Below are 13,461 nucleotides of genomic sequence, written 5' to 3'. Positions count from 1 at the left end.
CCCGGGGGACACGCGCCGCCCCGCGCGCTGTGACATGACCTGGCTCACATCTGGGCGCATGGAGTTCAGTGTGGCGGGGTATGAGCTGTGGCGCGCGAGTGGATCAACTCAATCCGAACCTGTTGGATATTCATGCGGTTCGTGGCATACTCATTCACATGAGCGTGACGGTGGCGGTGGCCGGGGCCAGTGGGTATGCCGGGGGTGAGCTGCTCCGGTTGCTGAGTGGCCACCCGGACGTCGAGATCGGCGCCCTGACCGCCGGAGGAAACGCCGGTACGGCGCTCGGCGTGCACCATCCGCACCTCGTGCCGCTGGCCGGGCGCATCCTGGTCGAGACCACGGCGGAGAACCTCGCCGGTCACGACGTGGTGTTCCTGGCCCTTCCGCACGGACAGTCCGCCGCCATCGCCGAGCAGCTCGGCGCTGACGTCACCGTGATCGACTGCGGCGCGGACTTCCGGCTGACGGAGGCCGAGGTGTGGACCGAGTTCTACGGCGGCGAGCACGCCGGCTCGTGGCCGTACGGGCTCCCGGAGCTCCCCGGGCAACGGGACAAGCTCCGCGGGTCGAACCGGGTCGCCGTGCCGGGCTGTTATCCCACCGTCTCCACGCTGGCGATGCTGCCGGCCGTGCAGAGCAAGCTCGTCGACCCGACCCAGCTGGTCGTGGTCGCCGTCAGCGGTACGTCGGGCGCGGGCAAGGCGCCGAAGACGCACCTCCTCGGCGCCGAGGTGATGGGATCCGCGTCGGCGTACGGCGTCGGCGGCGTCCACCGGCACACGCCGGAGATCGAGCAGAACCTCACGCCGTACGCCGACCAGCCGGTGAGCGTCTCGTTCACGCCGGTGCTCGCCCCGATGGCCCGCGGCATCCTCGCCACCTGCAGCGCACCGGTCGCCGACGGCACCGACTACGCGACGCTCCGGAAGGCCTACGCGGACGCGTACGCCGACGAGCCCTTCATCCACCTGCTGCCCGAGGGGCAGTGGCCGCAGACGCAGGCCACCCTCGGCGCGAACACCGTGCAGCTGCAGGTCGCCCTCGACCAGCGCACCGGCCGCGCCGTCGTCGTGGCCGCGATGGACAACCTCACCAAGGGCACCGCCGGCGCCGCCGTGCAGTGCATGAACCTGGCCACCGGTCTCGACGAGACCACGGCCCTGCCCCTCGTAGGAGTAGCCCCGTGACCGTAGGTATCACACCGGACGCTGCGCTGAATTTTGGAGTCGATCGGAGCGCCGGAGTGACCGCGCCGGCCGGCTTCCGAGCGGCCGGAGTGATCGCCGGGATCAAACCAGCCGGTACGCCGGACCTCACCGTCGTGGTCAACGACGGGCCGCACGACGTCGCCGCCGGCGTCTTCACCACCAACAAGGTGAAGGCCGCGCCGGTGCTGTGGTCACAGCAGGTGCTGTCGGCCGGCGCGCTGAAGGCTGTCGTGCTGAACTCGGGTGGGGCCAACGCGTGCACCGGGCCGGAAGGCTTCCAGGACACCCACACGACCGCCGAGACGCTGGCCGAGGTGCTCGGCGTCGGCGCGGCCCAGATCGGGGTCTGCTCGACCGGCCTGATCGGCGAGCGGCTTCCGATGGACAAGGTGCTTCCCGGGATCTCCGCGGCGGTCGATGCTCTGGGCGACGGGCCCGAGGCCGGTCTCGCGGCCGCGACCGCGGTGATGACGACCGACAACGTGCCGAAGCAGGCCGCGCTGAAGCACGCCGACGGCTGGAGCATCGGCGGGTTCGCCAAGGGCGCGGGGATGTGCGCGCCGAACATGGCGACGATGCTGAGCGTGATCACCACCGACGCCGTCCTCGACCAGCCGCACCTCGACCACGCGCTGCGGAACGCGGTCGCCAAGACCTTCAACCGGCTCGACGTCGACGGCGGCACCTCGACCAACGACACCGTCCTGCTGCTCAGCTCGGGCGCGTCCGGCGTGCCGGTCACGCCCGAGGCGTTCGAGGCGGCGCTCACGGACCTGGCTGCTGACCTGGTGAAGCAGCTGCAGGCCGACGCCGAGGGTGTCACCAAGCACGTGAGCATCACGGTGCAGGGCGCCGCGACCGAGGCGGAGGCGCTGGCCGCCGCCAAGATCGTTGCCGAAGACAACCTGTGCAAGACGGCGTTCTTCGCCTCCGATCCGAACTGGGGACGGATCGCGATGGCGGTCGGCAACGCGCCCACGGCGTTCGACCCGTCGCTGCTCGACATCACCCTGAACGGCGCGGCCATCTGCGTTGCGGGCGGCAAGGGCGTGGACAGGTCCGAGGCGGACCTCAGCGGTCTCGAGATCGACGTGGTCATCGACCTGCACGCCGGCCCGGCGTCCGCGACGGTCCTCACCACGGACCTGTCGCACGCGTACGTCGAAGAGAACTCGGCGTACTCGTCATGATCCAGGCGGATGCGATCGAGAAGGCCGCCGTACTGACCGAGGCGCTGCCGTGGCTGAAGCAGTTCCACGGCAAGACCGTCGTGGTGAAGTACGGCGGGAACGCGATGGTCGACGAGAAGCTCAAGCGCGCCTTCGCCGAGGACATCGTGTTCCTGCGGTACGCCGGGGTGCGGGTCGTCGTCGTGCACGGCGGCGGGCCGCAGATCAGCGACATGCTCGGCCGGCTCGGCATCGACAGCGAGTTCCGCGGTGGGCTCCGGGTCACCACGCCCGAGGCCATGGACGTCGTCGGGATGGTGCTGGTCGGCAAGGTCGGCCGGGAGCTGGTCGGGCTGCTGAACGCGCACGGCCCGTTCGCGGTCGGCATGTCCGGTGAGGACGCGGGCCTGTTCACCGCGGAACGCCGGACGGCGCTGGTGGACGGCGAGCAGGTCGACATCGGCCTGGTCGGCGACGTGGTCGGGGTCCGCCCGGAGGCGGTGATCGATCTGATCGACGCCGGCCGGATCCCGGTGGTGTCGACGATCGCCCCGGACGAGGACGGTCAGGCGCACAACGTGAACGCGGACACCGCGGCCGCGGCGCTCGCGTCGGCGCTCGGCGCGGAGAAGCTCGTCGTCCTGACCGACGTCGCCGGGTTGTACCGGAACTGGCCGGACAGCGACGAGATCATCACCCAGATCGACACCGCCGAGCTGGCCCGGTTGCTGCCGTCGCTGGCGTCCGGCATGGTGCCGAAGATGGAAGCGTGCCTGCGCGCCGTCGAGTCCGGGGTCTCCCGGGCGACCGTGATCGACGGCCGCGTGCCGCACTCCTTGCTGCTCGAGATCTTCACCGACGCCGGAAGTGGAACCCAGGTGATCCCGTCATGACCGAACTCCTCACTGTCGACGGCACCCAGGCGGCGCTGACGTCGCGCTACTCCGGCGCCCTGATGAACACCTTCGGCGCGCCGAAGCGGGTCCTGGTCCGCGGCGAGGGCGCGTACCTGTGGGATGCCGACGGCAACAAGTACCTCGACCTGCTCGGCGGACTCGCGGTGAACTGTCTCGGCCACGCGCACCCGTTCGTGGTGTCCGCGGTGACGTCGCAGCTCGCCACGCTCGGCCACGTCTCGAACTTCTTCGCCTCCGCGCCGCAGATCGCGCTCGCCGAGAAGCTGCTCGGCCTGTTCGACGTGCCGGGCAAGGTGTTCTTCACCAACTCCGGCACCGAGGCGAACGAGGCGGCGTTCAAGATCACCCGGCGTACCGGCCGGACCAAGATCGTCTCGACGGTCGGGGCGTTCCACGGCCGGTCGATGGGTGCGCTCGCGGTGACCTGGAAGCCGGCGTACCGGGAGGCCTTCGCGCCGCTGCCGGGCGACGTCGAGTTCGTCCCGTACGGCGATGCGGACGCGCTGGCCGCGGCGGTCGACGACCAGACGGCGGCGGTGGTGCTCGAGCCGATCCAGGGCGAGAACGGCGTCGTCGTACCGCCGGCCGGCTACCTGCAGGCGGCGCGGCGGATCACGTCCGAGCACGGCGCTCTGCTGTGGATCGACGAGATCCAGACCGGGATCGGCCGGACCGGGACCTGGTTCGCGTACGAGACCGACGGCATCACGCCGGACCTGGTGACGGTGGCGAAGGGCCTCGGCGCCGGGATCCCGATCGGTGCGTGTGTCGGGCTCGGCCCGGCGGCCGACCTGCTCCAGCCGGGCAACCACGGCACGACGTTCGGTGGCAATCCGGTCGCGGCGATCGCCGGGCTGGCGGTGCTGACCGTGATCGAGCGGGACGGCTTGCTCGCGCAGGTGAATGCCGTCGGCAACCACCTCGCGTCGTCGATCATCGCGCTCGACCACCCGCTGATCGCGGGCGTCCGGGGCCGCGGGATGCTGCTCGCGATCCAGCTGACCGCGCCGGTGTCGGACCAGGTGGCGGCACTCGCGCTGGACGCCGGCTTCGTGATCAACAACCCGGTCCCGGACGCGTTGCGGCTGGCGCCGCCGTACATCCTCGGCAAGGCTGATGCCGACAGTTTCGTCGCGGCCCTGCCGGGGCTGCTCGACCAGGTGGAGGTTCCGTGACGATCCGGCACTTCTTGCGGGACGACGACCTGTCGCCGGTCGAGCAGGACGAAGTACTGACGCTGGCCGCGCAGCTGGCGGGGGACCGGCACGGGCACCAGCCGCTCGCGGGTCCGAAGACCGTCGCGGTGATCTTCGACAAGTCGTCGACCCGGACGCGGATCTCTTTCGCGGTCGGGATCTCCGAGCTCGGCGGCGTACCGCTGGTCATCGACGCGCAGACCTCGCAGCTCGGCCGCGGCGAGCCGATCGCCGACACCGCCCGGGTGCTGGACCGGCAGGTCGAGGCGATCGTCTGGCGGACCTCCGCCCAGTCGCGGATCGAGGAGATGGCCGCCGCGTCGTCGGTGCCGGTGATCAACGCACTGACCGACGAGTTCCACCCGTGCCAGATCCTGGCCGACCTGCAGACCGTGCGGCAGCACAAGGGCTGGACCTCCGGGCTGAAGCTGGTGTACCTCGGCGACGGCGCCAACAACATGGCGCACTCGTACCTGCTCGGTGGCGCGACTGCCGGCATGCACGTCGTGATCGGCTCGCCCGCGGACTACCAGCCGGATCCGGACGTGCTTGTGCGCGCGGCGGCGATCGCCGAGGCGACCGGGGGATCGGTCGCCTGGACCGAGGACCCGATCGCGGCCGCGGACGGAGCCGATGTGCTCGCCACCGACACCTGGGTGTCGATGGGCCAGGAGGCCGAGGCGGCCGAGCGCGAGGCGCCGTTCGTGCCGTACGCCGTGACCGAGGAACTTCTCGCCAAGGCGAAGCCCGATGCGATCGTGTTGCACTGCCTCCCCGCCTATCGTGGCAAGGAGATCGAGGCGGCCGTGATCGACGGACCGCAGTCGGTCGTCTGGGACGAAGCCGAGAACCGGCTGCACGCGCAGAAGGCGCTGCTGTCGTGGCTGCTGGCAAGGAGTTTCTCGTCGTGAGCGTTGCGGTTCCCACCACCAAGACGGCCCGCCAGCAGCGGATCGTCGACCTGCTCGGCCGGCAGCCGGTCCGGTCGCAGACCGAGCTGGCCGACCTGCTCGCCGCGTCCGGGCTGGTCGTCGGGCAGGCGACGCTGTCCCGCGACCTGGTCGAGATCGGCGCGGTGAAGGTCCGCGACGCCTCCGGCCAGCTCGTGTACGCCGTACCGGGCGAAGGCGGCGACCGCACGCCGCGCGCCGGCGAGGCGGCTGCTTTCGAGGCCCGCCTGGCCCGGGTCGCGTCCGAGCTGCTCGTCTCCGCCGAGGGCAGCGCCAACCTCGTCATCCTGCGAACCCCGCCGGGAGCCGCCCAGTACTTCGCGTCCGCGATCGACCACGTCGGCCTGGACGACGTCCTCGGCACCATCGCCGGCGACGACACCGTCATGGTCGTCTCCCGCAACCCCACCGGCGGCCCCGACCTCGCCGCCCGTTTCCTGTCCCTCGCCGCCCGCGAACCGAAGTAGCGAACGCTGACGCCGACCATCGCCAAGTACGAGGTGAGGTGGGTGGAGGGGAGCGGCGATGGACGAATGGTTCGTGGCGCAGGTCGATACGCACGGCGGTGACATCCACGCGTACCTGAGCCGCCGTACGGCAGGCGGGGTCGCGGACGATCTGCTCGGTGAGGTGTGGGTCGCGGCGTACGCCGGTCGCTCGTCGTTCGACCCCGACCTGGGCTCCCCGCGCGCCTGGCTGTTCGGAGTGGCTCGGCATGTGCTGCACGGCTACTACCGCAAACGCCGGCTCCGCGTACCAAGGCTCCTCGGCTTCGAGCGGCCGGTGGACGAGACGGATGCGGTCGACGCTCGGCTGGATGCCGCTGCCCTCGGACCGGCTCTGCGTACGGCGTTGCACGGTCTGCCGGCCGTCGAGCGCGAACTGCTGCTCCTGGTCGCCTGGGAGAACCTGACCCCGACGGAAGCTGCGCAGGTGCTCGGCATCCCACCCGGCACCGCCCGCTCGCGGTTGCACCGAGCCCGCCAACGCATGGACGAGCACCTCACCGACCCCGCAAGGACCCGACAGGAGGCTGACCGATGAACCCCACCGATCACTGGGACGACCTGAAGTCCGCCGGCGCGGTTCCACCGCCGTCCGCGGAGGTCCTCGCTCACGCCCGCCGTCAGCTTGACGAGGCCGCCGTACGATCACGCCGTACGCGCACCGTTCGCCGCCGGGTGTTCGTGCCCACTCTGGCCGCGACGGCCACCGCAGCCGCTGTCATCGGTGGCGTCGCGATCCACCGTGGCACCTCGGAACCGGACCCGGTCGCGGTCCCCGGCCCAACATCCAGCGCTCCGCGGCCGAGCACTACGTCGCCGCGGCCGAGCACTACGTCGCCGCGGTCGAGCGCTACGTCGCCCCGGCCGAGTCAAGGGATCGCCGGCTCCTGCGCAGTCGGGTATTCGCCGGCGGAGCTGAAGAAGCGCGCCTTCGCCTTCGACGGCACTGTCGAGAAGGCTGTGCGTGCTCCGGACGCGGCGTTCCCGAGCTACTTGCTGACCTTCACGGTCCACGAGTGGTTCAAACCGGTCGGCGGTGGCCGGACCGTGACGGTGCGGACTGCCACCCCACCGCAGGGATCCGGGTACCAGGTCTCCGTCGACTTCCCCGACTACACCGTCGGCCGCCGGCTGCTCATCGCCGGCGAACCGCAGTGGGGCGGGGCCGATCCGCTGAAAGACCCTTACGCGTTCGGGTGTGGCTTCAGCCGGGCGTACGCGCCGGGCGATGCCGCGACCTGGCGCACGCTGTTGAGCAAGTGACTGAGAGGATGACTTTGTGAGCACTGGAGAGAGCGGCGCCCGGGACTCCGCGTTGTGGGGGGCCCGGTTCTCGGGCGGACCGGCGGAGGCGTTGGCGGCGTTGAGCAAGTCGACGGATTTCGACTGGCGGCTGGCGCCGTACGACATCGCCGGGTCGAAGGCGCATGCGAAGGTGCTGCACCGCGCGGGGCTGCTGACGGACGAGGACCTGGACGCGATGCTCGCGGGTCTCGACGGGCTGCTGGCCGACGTACTGTCCGGCGAGTTCCAGCCCGCTGCCGAGGACGAGGACGTGCACACGGCGCTGGAGCACGGTCTGCTCGTCCGGCTCGGGCCTGAGCTGGGCGGACGGCTGCGTGCGGGACGGTCGCGGAACGACCAGGTCGCCACGCTGTTCAAGAGCTACCTGCGTGACCACGGCCGGATCATCGGGCGGTTGCTGCTGGAGCAGGTCAACACGCTCGCAGAGCAGGCCGAGCGGCACCTGGGTGTCGCGATGCCCGGGCGGACGCATCTGCAGCACGCGCAGCCGGTGCTGCTCTCACACCACCTGCTCGCCCACGCCTGGCCGTTGATCCGGGACCTGGACCGGCTGGCCGACTGGGACGCCCGAGTGGCGGCGGATTCGCCGTACGGCTCGGGCGCGCTGGCCGGCAGCTCACTCGGGCTCGACCCGGTCTTCGTCGCGCACGAGCTGGGCTTCACGAACTCGTCGGCGAACTCGATCGACGGTACGTCGGCGCGGGACTTCGTCGCCGAGTTCGCGTTCGTCACCGCGCAGATCGGTGTCGACCTGTCCCGGCAGGCCGAAGAGGTGATCATCTGGGCGACGAAGGAGTTCGGTTTCGTCGAGCTGGACGACGCGTTCTCGACCGGGTCGAGCATCATGCCGCAGAAGAAGAACCCGGACATCGCGGAACTCGCCCGCGGCAAGGCCGGCCGCCTGATCGGGAACCTGAGCGGTCTGCTGGCCACGCTGAAGGCGCAGCCGCTCGCGTACAACCGGGACCTGCAGGAGGACAAGGAGCCGGTCTTCGACTCCATCGACACCCTCGAGGTGCTGCTGCCCGCTTTCACCGGCATGATCCGCACGGTGCGCTTCAACGCCGACCGCCTCGCAGAACTCGCCCCTCAGGGCTTCTCACTGGCCACCGACATCGCCGAATGGCTGGTCCGCCAGAAGGTCCCGTTCCGCGTCGCCCACGAACTGGCCGGCGCCTGCGTCCAGGAATGCGAGAAGCGCGGCATCGAACTCTGGGACCTCACCGACGACGACCTGGCCGGCATTTCCCCGCACCTGACCCCCGAAGTCCGCACGGTCCTCACCGTCGACGGCTCCCTCGCGTCCCGCAACACCCGAGGCGGCACCGCCCAACCCCGCGTAGCCGAACAACTGAAAGAACTCCGCGCCCGCACCACCGAACACACCACCCGCCTGGCCTGACGGCAGGCACCGGCGGTTCGCCGGCGATTCGGGAGACCCGGCCGAGGGGCCGGCCTGCCTAGCTGTCGCCTAAGGTGCTGCGCATGCGTCGTTCTCAGCTGGCGGGTCCTGTGTTGGAGGTGGCGCCGCGGCTGTTGGGGATGGTGCTGCGCAGCACCACCGACGAGGGCACGGTTGCGGTCCGGGTGACCGAGGTCGAGGCGTACGACGGGCCGAACGACCCCGGCTCGCATGCCTACCGGGGTGAGACACCGCGCAACGCGGTCATGTTCGGTCCGCCCGGCTTCCTGTACGTGTACTTCACCTACGGAATGCACTTCTGCATGAACGTCGTCGCCGGCCCCGAAGGCGTCCCATCGGCAGTCCTGCTCCGCGCCGGCGAGGTCATCGAAGGAGTCGACCTCGCCCGCGCCCGCCGCCGTCAGACAGCGCCGCAAAAGGTGGTCGTCAACCAATCAGTCGGCGTCCGCAAAGGCCCGCTCCCCAAACGCCCCGCCAACAACCCGGACCGCGACCTCGCCCGTGGCCCGGCCCGCCTCTGTGTTGCCCTGGGCATCGGACGCGAGGGCAACGGCGCCGACCTGCTGGCGAAGACGTCGTCCATCCAGCTCCTCGACGGCCCCGGCTTCGACGGCGTACCCGCCACCGGCCCGCGCGTCGGCCTCCGCGAAGCACCCGACCACCCGTGGCGCTTCTGGATCCCGAACGACCCGACGGTCTCGCCGTACCGCCCGCACGTCCCGAAGAAGCGCGCCTAGCGGTTCGCCAGCTCGAGCACGTGGTCCAGCTGCGGCAACCCGTGCTCGACCTCCGGATCCGGGAACAGCCCCACATGGTGCACCCCGGCCGCCTCCAGCCCGGCGATGTGTTCGGCTGCGTCGTCGACCGTGCCGATCGCGCCGATCGCGGTCCACCAGTCAGCCGGCATCCCGACCAGCCCCGCCTCGCCGGACGCGTCGTACAGCGCCTTCATCTCGTCGAAGAACGGCAGCGCGGTCAGCTGCGGCGGCCGGTCGCCGATCCGCGAACCGAGCCACGGCGCGGTCCACTCGTACGCCGTCTTGCGGTCCTTGCGGACGCACATCGACGTGAACACCGCGACCACGAACCCATCGGGCGATCCGGCCTGCTCCACCGACTGACGCACATACGCCGCGGTGGCGGGCTCGGCCAGGACGACCCCGTCGGCCACCCGCCCGGCCAGCGCCATCGACTTCGGGCCCTGCACCCCGAGCAGGATCGGCGGTACGTCGGCCGGCGGCGCGTCCAGCTTCACCCTGTCGAGGTGGACCGTCGTCCCCTCGAAGCTGACCTCCTCGCCGCGCAGCAACCGGGTCACACTGGTCGTCACCTCGTCGAGCGCCGTCAACGGCGACTTGGGCCGGACGCCCATCTGCCCCATCCACGCCTGCACGCCGTGACCGATGCCCGGCAGGAACCGCCCGGGCCCGAGGGCTTCCAGCGTCGCGAACTCCATCGCGGTCACCGCGGCCGTGCGCGCGACGGCCGGCACGATCCCGAGCCCGACGGTCAGCCGCTCGGTCGACGTCAGCGCGGCCGACACCAGCGACGGGCCGGCGGTGAAGAAGCAGTCCTCGATGATCCACAGCTCGTCCGCGCCGCCGCGGTCGAGCCGCCGCGCCACGTCGGTGACGAGCGCGGCCGGATAGGTACGCGGGAAGCACATTCCGAGAGCGGTCATGGAGAGACGGTAGGCGACGCGACCGACAGTTCGTGAAGGACGTGTGAAAGCTGTCCGCGGACCGCGAGGCAGGACGACTAGCGGCCCGTGCGACGGGTAGGTTTCTGGTATGGCCCGTCCGCACTACTCGTCCCGTCTCGAGGACTGGTTCAACCTCGGGGTGCAGGCGGTGCTTCGGCGTCGTGGCTGGCAGGAGCGGATCATCCCGCAGGTCGGCTACGGCAACACCGAGTTCGTCCGGGTGCTGGCCCGTGTGGTGCTCGGCCGCGATCCACGCAACCAGCCGCGGTACGACGAGGACCAGGTGGTGCGCGGCTGGCGCGTGTTCGTGACGGCGCCGGCGACCAAGGTGCCGGTCACCGTCACGGTCAGCGGGCAGACGTTCGAGACCGTGACCGATCGCGGCGGCTTCATCGACCTGAACGTGCCGGTGGTGCTGCCCCCGGGGTGGCACGAGGTCGTGCTGGGGGTGCGCGGCGACCGGCAGGCGCGGGCGCGGATCTTCGTTCCGGACCCCGAGGCCACGTTCGGACTCGTCAGCGACATCGACGACACGGTGATCCTGACGATGCTGCCGCGTCCGCTGATCGCGGCGTGGAACACGTTCGTCCGCGACGAGCAGGCGCGCCGCGTCGTACCGGGAATGGCCGGTCTGTACGAGGAGCTGCTGGCGGACCACCCCGGTGCGCCGATGTTCTACCTGTCCACCGGGGCGTGGAACACCGCGCCGACGCTCACCCGTTTCCTGGCCCGGCACGGGTACCCGCTGGGCCCGTTGCTGATGACGGACTGGGGACCGACGAACACCGGCTGGTTCCGAAGCGGCCAGGAACACAAGCGGACCGCACTGCGCCGGCTGGCCCGCGAGTTCCCCACCGTGCGGTGGGTGCTGGTCGGTGACGACGGCCAGCACGACCCCCAGTTGTACGGCGACTTCGCGCAGACGCATCCGGACCATGTGCTGGCCATCGGGATCCGCCAGCTGACACCGGCCGAGCAGGTCCTGTCCCACGGCCTCCCGGTCCCGAACACGGACCCCGGCGCCCATGACCCGCACAGACCGACCGCGGTCACGGTGCAGGGACCGGACGGACACGCGCTGCGCCCACAGCTCCGGTCGGTGCTGACACGTCCCGAACCCACCTGAGTCGCGGTACGCCGCCGTACAGGACACTGGTACCGACCCGACGTACTCGAGGAGAGAACTAGTGACCGAACGCCGCACTCAGGTGCTCGACGACCTGCAGAGCCGTGGCCTGATCGCCCACTCCACCGACCCGGACGCTCTCCGGGCCTCGATGGCGGCAGGACCGATCACCTCCTATGTCGGGTTCGACCCCACCGCGCCCAGCCTGCACATGGGCAACCTGCTGCAACTGCTGACGCTGCGGCGGCTCCAGCTGGCCGGCCACAACCCGATCGGGCTCGTCGGCGGCGCCACCGGGCTGATCGGTGACCCCAAGGAGACGTCCGAGCGGGTGCTGAACCCGAAGGACGTCGTGCACGAGTGGGTCGAGAAGGTCCGCGCCCAGGTGGAGAAGTTCGTCGACTTCGATCCGTCCCTGCCGAACCCGGCCCGGATCGTCAACAACTACGAGTGGACCAAGGATCTCAACACCCTCGACTTCCTGCGGGACATCGGGAAGCACTTCCCGGTGAACCGGATGCTCGGCCGGGAAGTGGTGAAGGCCCGGCTGGAGCAGGGGATCAGCTACACGGAGTTCAGCTACGTGCTGCTGCAGTCCCTCGACTTCCTGGAGCTGTACAGGCGGCACAACTGCACGCTGCAGACCGGTGGCAGCGACCAGTGGGGGAACCTGACCGCGGGCGTCGAGCTCATCCGCCGTACGGAGGCCGGCAAGGCGCACGCGCTGGCGACACCGCTGGTGACCAAGGCCGACGGCACGAAGTTCGGGAAGACGGAGTCCGGCACGGTGTGGCTGGACCGGGAGCTGACAACGCCGTACGCGTTCTACCAGTTCTGGTTCAACAGCGACGACCGGGACGTGATGCAGCTCGTGCGCTTCTACACGTTCCGTACGCCGGAGGAGCTGGCCGCCCTCGAACAGGCGACCGCGGAACGTCCTCAGGCCCGAGAAGCGCAGCGAGCACTGGCGGAGGAGCTGACGACCCTGGTGCACGGGGCCGACGAGACCCTGCGCGTGCAGGAGGCGTCAAAGGCGTTGTTCGGCCAAGGGGAGTTGGGGTCGCTGGACGGCTCGACCCTGGTGGCGGCGCTGCGCGAAGCACCGCATGTGGAGCTGGGCGCCGGCGAGCCGATGCCGACGTACGGCGACCTGCTGGTGAAGTCGGGGCTGGTGGCCAGCAAGTCGGCTGCGCGGCGCACGGTCGCCGAAGGCGGTGCGTACCTGAACAACGAGAAGGTGAAGGACGCGGAGTACGTGCCGGCGGCGGAGGACCTGCTGCCTGGTGGCGTGCTGGTGCTGCGTCGCGGGAAGCGTTCGTTCGCAGGGGTTCTGGCCGCGCGGACGCAGGGCTGACGGTGCCGGCGTGGGAGTGGGCTCCACTCCCACATCGGGGTTGCCGACGGCAAATTACAGGCCTGTGATTCAGCGCACCGGGAACCGATTTGACCGTCCACCTGCGGGCCACGTAATGTTCTCTTCGTTGGAGCGAGGCGCGGGACGCGAAAGCGGCCGGTCGCTCCGAACCCCCCAAGGCTAGCTGAGCCGAACCGGGTCGTCTGACTCGGGGCGGTAGCTTGGATGCGGGTGGAGGGTCAGAAAAACTGGGACTTGTCTCGGTGGATCTGCTCCGGTATAGTAACGTAGGTTGCCCCGGGAGCCTGGCCGAGAGGTCAGACTGCGGTGTGCGTCCGATTCTTGAGAACTCAACAGCGTGCCGAAAGTCAATGCCGAAAGATGCATTAACCCTGTCCACAGGCGTTGAATGACTTCTCCTAGCCCTGGGTCTTTGATCTTGGGTGTGGGTTGTTGTTTGTCTGTGGGTGGATTCCTTTGAAATTATTACGGATGACAAGCCAGTTAATGGTTTTGTTTCTGATTCAAAGGATCGCTTTTCGATTGTCGGCTCTCCAGCTTTGCTGGTTTGTCATATTTTTCAACGGAGAGTTTGATCCTGG

The 13,461-nt window shown here is 69.8% G+C and carries 13 protein-coding genes; 12 read left to right on the top strand and 1 reads right to left on the bottom strand.

What is annotated here, in order from left to right; genetic code table 11:
- The first annotated feature begins 158 nt into the window (after positions 1 to 158).
- The 10 genes from argC to AB0I12_RS41020 all read left to right on the top strand — a co-directional run bounded on the left by argC (position 159) and on the right by AB0I12_RS41020 (position 9,414).
- Complete coding sequence (gene argC, locus AB0I12_RS41065) at positions 159 to 1,190, top strand: N-acetyl-gamma-glutamyl-phosphate reductase (RefSeq protein WP_359941428.1); 1,032 nt, start codon at positions 159 to 161, stop codon at positions 1,188 to 1,190.
- Positions 1,187 to 2,401 (top strand): bifunctional glutamate N-acetyltransferase/amino-acid acetyltransferase ArgJ, encoded by a 1,215-nt coding sequence (gene argJ, locus AB0I12_RS41060; RefSeq protein WP_359941426.1) that lies wholly within the window; start codon positions 1,187 to 1,189, stop codon positions 2,399 to 2,401. The genes argC and argJ overlap by 4 nt, the downstream gene beginning before the upstream one ends.
- Positions 2,398 to 3,273 carry an acetylglutamate kinase gene (argB, locus tag AB0I12_RS41055; protein WP_355699059.1) on the top strand — a complete coding sequence of 292 codons (876 nt, stop codon included), beginning with the start codon at positions 2,398 to 2,400 and terminating at the stop codon, positions 3,271 to 3,273. Before argJ ends, argB begins: the two co-directional genes overlap by 4 nt.
- On the top strand, positions 3,270 to 4,472 hold the full coding sequence (locus tag AB0I12_RS41050; RefSeq protein WP_359941423.1) for an acetylornithine transaminase: 1,203 nt from the start codon (positions 3,270 to 3,272) through the stop codon (positions 4,470 to 4,472). Before argB ends, AB0I12_RS41050 begins: the two co-directional genes overlap by 4 nt.
- Positions 4,473 to 4,474: 2 nt before the next feature.
- Positions 4,475 to 5,404 carry an ornithine carbamoyltransferase gene (gene argF / locus AB0I12_RS41045; protein WP_359941669.1) on the top strand — a complete coding sequence of 310 codons (930 nt, stop codon included), beginning with the start codon at positions 4,475 to 4,477 and terminating at the stop codon, positions 5,402 to 5,404.
- Positions 5,401 to 5,910 (top strand): arginine repressor, encoded by a 510-nt coding sequence (locus tag AB0I12_RS41040; RefSeq protein WP_355699061.1) that lies wholly within the window; start codon positions 5,401 to 5,403, stop codon positions 5,908 to 5,910. The genes argF and AB0I12_RS41040 overlap by 4 nt, the downstream gene beginning before the upstream one ends.
- 58 nt (positions 5,911 to 5,968) lie before the next feature.
- Positions 5,969 to 6,487: a sigma-70 family RNA polymerase sigma factor gene (locus tag AB0I12_RS41035; protein ID WP_359941420.1), complete on the top strand. Its 519-nt coding sequence runs from the start codon at positions 5,969 to 5,971 to the stop codon at positions 6,485 to 6,487.
- The gene (locus AB0I12_RS41030) at positions 6,484 to 7,212 is read left to right on the top strand and encodes a hypothetical protein (RefSeq protein ID WP_359941417.1); all 729 of its coding nucleotides are present in this window, start codon (positions 6,484 to 6,486) and stop codon (positions 7,210 to 7,212) included. Before AB0I12_RS41035 ends, AB0I12_RS41030 begins: the two co-directional genes overlap by 4 nt.
- Before the next feature lie 16 nt (positions 7,213 to 7,228).
- Positions 7,229 to 8,656, top strand: coding sequence for an argininosuccinate lyase (gene argH, locus AB0I12_RS41025; protein WP_359941414.1), 1,428 nt, complete (start codon positions 7,229 to 7,231; stop codon positions 8,654 to 8,656).
- Positions 8,657 to 8,739: 83 nt separating this feature from the next.
- Positions 8,740 to 9,414, top strand: coding sequence for a DNA-3-methyladenine glycosylase (locus AB0I12_RS41020; RefSeq protein WP_359941411.1), 675 nt, complete (start codon positions 8,740 to 8,742; stop codon positions 9,412 to 9,414).
- Here AB0I12_RS41020 and AB0I12_RS41015 read toward each other — a convergent pair.
- Positions 9,411 to 10,358: an LLM class flavin-dependent oxidoreductase gene (locus AB0I12_RS41015; RefSeq protein ID WP_359941408.1), complete on the bottom strand. Its 948-nt coding sequence runs from the start codon at positions 10,356 to 10,358 to the stop codon at positions 9,411 to 9,413. The two genes, AB0I12_RS41020 and AB0I12_RS41015, sit on opposite strands and share 4 nt — an antisense overlap.
- 109 nt (positions 10,359 to 10,467) lie before the next feature.
- Between AB0I12_RS41015 and AB0I12_RS41010 the strand changes: the two genes are divergently transcribed.
- On the top strand, positions 10,468 to 11,505 hold the full coding sequence (locus AB0I12_RS41010; RefSeq protein WP_359941405.1) for a phosphatase domain-containing protein: 1,038 nt from the start codon (positions 10,468 to 10,470) through the stop codon (positions 11,503 to 11,505).
- Positions 11,506 to 11,566: 61 nt separating this feature from the next.
- Positions 11,567 to 12,859 (top strand): tyrosine--tRNA ligase, encoded by a 1,293-nt coding sequence (tyrS, locus tag AB0I12_RS41005; RefSeq protein ID WP_359941402.1) that lies wholly within the window; start codon positions 11,567 to 11,569, stop codon positions 12,857 to 12,859.
- Positions 12,860 to 13,461: the final 602 nt, after the last annotated feature.

The organism is Kribbella sp. NPDC050459, from assembly GCF_040655315.1.
Classification (GTDB): Bacteria; Actinomycetota; Actinomycetes; order Propionibacteriales; family Kribbellaceae; genus Kribbella.
This window is presented reverse-complemented; position numbering and strand designations above follow the sequence as displayed.